Annotated in this window: 3 protein-coding genes; all 3 read right to left on the bottom strand. The window is 61.2% G+C overall.

Annotated features, from left to right (window positions below; genetic code table 11):
• Nucleotides 1-78: 78 nt before the first annotated feature.
• A complete protein-coding gene (cysN, locus tag ACQY7U_RS24905; protein ID WP_428650882.1) occupies nucleotides 79-2,013 on the bottom strand; it encodes a sulfate adenylyltransferase subunit CysN in 1,935 nt (644 codons plus the stop codon).
• A gap of 1 nt (nucleotide 2,014) precedes the next feature.
• Nucleotides 2,015-2,944: a sulfate adenylyltransferase subunit CysD gene (cysD, locus tag ACQY7U_RS24900; RefSeq protein WP_428650879.1), complete on the bottom strand. Its 930-nt coding sequence runs from the start codon at nucleotides 2,942-2,944 to the stop codon at nucleotides 2,015-2,017.
• Between the two features lie 74 nt (nucleotides 2,945-3,018).
• Nucleotides 3,019-3,861 carry a 3'(2'),5'-bisphosphate nucleotidase CysQ gene (gene cysQ / locus ACQY7U_RS24895; protein ID WP_428650877.1) on the bottom strand — a complete coding sequence of 281 codons (843 nt, stop codon included), beginning with the start codon at nucleotides 3,859-3,861 and terminating at the stop codon, nucleotides 3,019-3,021.
• Nucleotides 3,862-4,240 lie beyond the last annotated feature (379 nt).

The raw sequence follows: 4,240 nt of genomic DNA, 5'->3' as shown, positions 1-4,240 counted from the left end.
TCACCCTACTCAGGATGAGGTCGTGGATTGGTCCGCCGCCCGTACCTGGAGTGTGAAGATCAGCCCGCAGCTTACCTCCTAGATGCCCTCGCCGTCGGATCCGAAATTGTTCAGGAATCCGCGCTCGCGCAGATAGGTGATGATCTCTTCAGCCACTTCTTCCGGGTCCCGGCCGACGTTCCGGATATGGAGTTCCGGGTTTACCGGTGCCTCGTAGGGGCTGTCGATGCCGGTGAAGTTCTTGATCTCGCCCCGGTCGGCCTTGGCGTACAGGCCCTTCGGGTCGCGCTTGCGGCATTCCTCGATGGGTGTGTCGACGAAGACCTCGATGAACTCGCCCTCCTCCATCAGATCCCGGGCAAGCCGGCGCTCGGACTGGAACGGAGAGATGAAGGAGACAAGAGTGATCATGCCGGCGTCGGCAAAGAGCTTGGCAACCTCGCCCACCCGGCGGATGTTTTCCACCCGGTCGGCGTCGGTGAAACCCAGATCCTTGTTGAGGCCGTGGCGGACATTGTCGCCGTCAAGCGTATAGGTGTGGCGCCCGTCGATGTGGAGTTTCTTCTCCACGATCGAGGCGATGGTCGACTTGCCCGATCCCGAAAGGCCCGTGAACCAGAGCACGGCCGGCTTCTGGCCAAGCTTTTCGGCGCGTGCCGACTTGTCGACGTCGAAAGCCTGCCACTGGATGTTGCTTGCCCGGCGGAGCGCAAACCAGATCATGCCTGCCCCGACCGTGGCATTGGACATGCGGTCGATCAGGATGAACGAGCCGGTCGAGCGGTTGGCTTCATAGGGGTCGAAGGGAACGGAAGACGAGAGCGCGAAATTGCAGAAGGCGATCTCGTTCAGTTCCAGTGTCTTGCCGGCCACATGCTCGAACGTGTTGACGTTGATCTTGTGCTTGATCTCCGAGACGGTCGCCGTCACCGTGCGCGTCCCGATCTTCAGGAGATAAGGTCGGCCCGGAAGCAGCGGTTCGTCAGACATCCAGATGACGTGGGCGGCGAACTGGTCGGCGACATCCGGCCGGTGGGCGGTGGACGACAGCAGATCCCCGCGGGAGATATCGATTTCGTCTTCCAGCGTGATCGTGACCGCTTCGCCCGCGCGCGCTTCGGGAACTTCGCCGCCCGCGCCGATGATGCTCTTCACCTTCGAGAGCTTCGCCGGTCCCGCCACGACCAGTTCGTCGCCGACATTGACCCGGCCGCTGGCGATGGTGCCGGAATAGCCGCGGAAATCGAGGTTCGGCCGGTTGACCCACTGCACCGGGAAGCGGAACGGCGCGTCCAGCGCCTGTTCGCCCACCTCGACGGTTTCCAGGTGTTCCAGCAAGGTCGGTCCGGAATACCAGTCCATCTTGTCGCCACGGGCGGTGACGTTGTCACCATAGCGGGCGGACATCGGGATCGCCTGGAGGGTCTCGAAATCGAAGCCGTTGGCGAAGGTTTCGAAGTCCTTGCGAATCTCCTCGAACCGCTCCTGGGAATGGCCGACCAGATCGATCTTGTTGATCGCCAGCACCACGTGGCGGATGCCGAGCAGCGAGGCGATGAACGCATGGCGACGGGTCTGGACCATCAGGCCGTTGCGGGCGTCGACCAGGAGGACGGCCAGATCGGCGGTGGAGGCGCCGGTTGCCATGTTGCGGGTATACTGTTCGTGACCCGGCGTGTCGGCCACGATGAACTTGCGCTTTTCAGTGGCAAAGAAGCGGTAGGCAACATCGATCGTGATGCCCTGCTCGCGCTCGGCCTCGAGACCGTCGACCAGCAGTGCCAGATCGATCTCCTCGCCGACGGTGCCGTGCTTTTTCGAGTCGCGTTCGAGCGCGGCCAGCTGGTCCTCGAAGATCAGCTTTGTGTCGTAGAGCAGGCGGCCGATCAGCGTGGACTTGCCGTCGTCGACGGAGCCGCAGGTCAGAAAACGGAGCTGATCCTTGCTTTCCTGCGCGAGGATATATTCGGTTACGGCTGTCTCAGCAGCTTCCTGGACGTTTGCGATCGTCATCTTAGAAATATCCTTCCCGCTTCTTCTTTTCCATCGACGCGCTTTCGTCCTTGTCGATCAGGCGGCCCTGGCGTTCGGAGGTGCGGGCAATCAGCATTTCGCGGACAATGGCCGGCAGGGTGTCGGCGTCCGATTCAATGGCACCGGTCAGCGGATAACAGCCGAGCGTGCGGAAGCGGACCATCTTTTCCTCGACCGTCTCGCCGGGCTGCAGCTTCATGCGGTCGTCGTCAACCATGATCAGCATGCCGTCCCGGTTCACCACCGGACGTTTGGCGGCGAAATAAAGCGGCACCATCGGGATGTTTTCCGTCAGGATGTACTGCCAGATGTCGAGCTCGGTCCAGTTGGAAAGCGGGAACGCACGGATGCTCTCGCCCTTGGCAACGCGGGCGTTGTAAAGGTTCCACAGCTCCGGCCGCTGGTTCTTCGGGTCCCAGCCATGGCTGGCATTTCGGAAGGAGAACACGCGCTCCTTGGCACGGGACTTTTCCTCGTCCCGGCGCGCGCCGCCGAAGGCCGCGTCGAAACCGTATTTGTTGAGCGCCTGTTTCAGCGCTTCCGTCTTCATGATGTGGGTGTGGACCGAGGAACCATGGTCGAACGGGCTGATGTTCTTCTCCAGCCCTTCCGGGTTGGTGTAGACAAGCAGGTCCATGCCGAGCCGCTTGGCGGTCTCGTCACGGAACTGGATCATGTCCCGGAACTTCCAGGTGGTGTCCACGTGCAAGAGCGGGAACGGCGGTTTTGAGGGATAAAACGCCTTCATCGCCAGATGCAGCATGACGCCCGAGTCCTTGCCGATGGAATAGAGCATCACCGGGTTGGAGAATTCCGCCGCCACTTCGCGGATGATATGGATGCTTTCCGCTTCCAGGCGCTTCAGGTTGCTGAGGCGCTCGGGCGTGATCCCGTGAGATTGCATGTTCATAGTCACTTTTCCGTGGTGACCGGCGTACCGGTCTTGTCTGAAATCTATCCTTTGGCGCGCGATCCGTCTGCCCCTCAGGCAGCCGGCGCCAGATCTTGCAGCAGCGCCCTGGAGCCGGCCGCAAGGAAATGCGGGTTGCGGAGGTCGTCCTTGGCGGCATTTTCCGGCACGCGGTAGGCGAAATCCTCCAAGGTGTCCGCCAGAACCACTGCGCCCCCGGCCGCACGGACAACCGCGTCGCCCGCTGCAATGTCCCACTGCATGGTGGGTGCAAGGCGCGGATACAGGTCGGCCCTGCCGGCGGCCACCCAGCACAGCTTCAGGGAGGAGCCGACCGAAAGCTGTTCGGCGACCTCAAGGCGACCTATCAGGTCGGCGGTATCCTTGGACATGTGAGAGCGGCTGGCGAGCACGCTCAATCCGGCCGCAGGCGGTGTCCTGACAGAGATCGGCTCGACTCCGGCAACGCGGCCGCCTTCGATCGTGCCCCGGAACGCCTTGCGATGCTGTCCGCCGTTTTCCTCAATCGAACCGCCCCAGAAGATCTCGGCGAGCGCCGGTGCCGACACGACACCGAAAACAGGCGTCCCACCTTCGATGAGAGCGATATTGACCGTAAACTCGCCGTTCTTCTTCAGGAATTCCTTGGTCCCGTCGAGCGGATCCACCAGGAAGTAGCGGTCTCCGACGGAAGGAAGATGGCCCGCCTCCACGGACTCTTCGGCAACCACCGGGATATCGGGAAAACGTTCGGCCAGCCCGGCCAGAATGATCTTTTCCGCCGCGGCATCGGCCTTGGTCACGGGAGAACCATCGGCCTTGTTCTCGACGTCGAAGGGCTCGGCATAAATTTTCAGGATCTCCTCGCCCGCCCGGATTGCGAGCGCGTTCAGGAAGGATATCTGGTCTTCGTTCATCAATGCCTCGAATGGCGCGAAAATCGGGTTCGTTTCGCATCTGTTGTGCTGCGGCTTCAGCTTGCCCGTAAATAAACGGAACGATGTATATCAATTCAAGGAATGGCGTTCCACGAATGCAACTGAAAAGAAAACGCATCGGGCGCTACGGCCGAGCCTTAAGGGCATTTGTTCCGCGCCTCAAGACCGGAATTCGGATTTGCGGCCTGCAAGTCTCCGTAAATTCACGGATTGGCAAGGCCTTTAATGTATGAATCGCACGAACCGGACGGCATGAGACCGCCCGGAAAAAAGCCAAGTGTGTGAGAGTACGATGTCCGATCCCAATCCTGCAACACCGCAAGAGAGCGACGAGGCACAGCGCGACTGGGTGCCGCGT

The sequence above is a fragment of the Roseibium sp. genome, from assembly GCF_050301095.1.
Lineage (GTDB): Bacteria > Pseudomonadota > Alphaproteobacteria > Rhizobiales > Stappiaceae > Roseibium.
This window is presented reverse-complemented; position numbering and strand designations above follow the sequence as displayed.

Excerpts from the sequence above, each read along its gene's own strand:
- cysN (WP_428650882.1), bottom strand. The coding sequence starts at position 2,013 with ATGACGATCGCAAACGTCCAGGAAGCTGCTGAGACAGCCGTAACCGAA.
- cysD (WP_428650879.1), bottom strand. The coding sequence starts at position 2,944 with ATGAACATGCAATCTCACGGGATCACGCCCGAGCGCCTCAGCAACCTG.
- cysQ (WP_428650877.1), bottom strand. The coding sequence starts at position 3,861 with ATGAACGAAGACCAGATATCCTTCCTGAACGCGCTCGCAATCCGGGCG.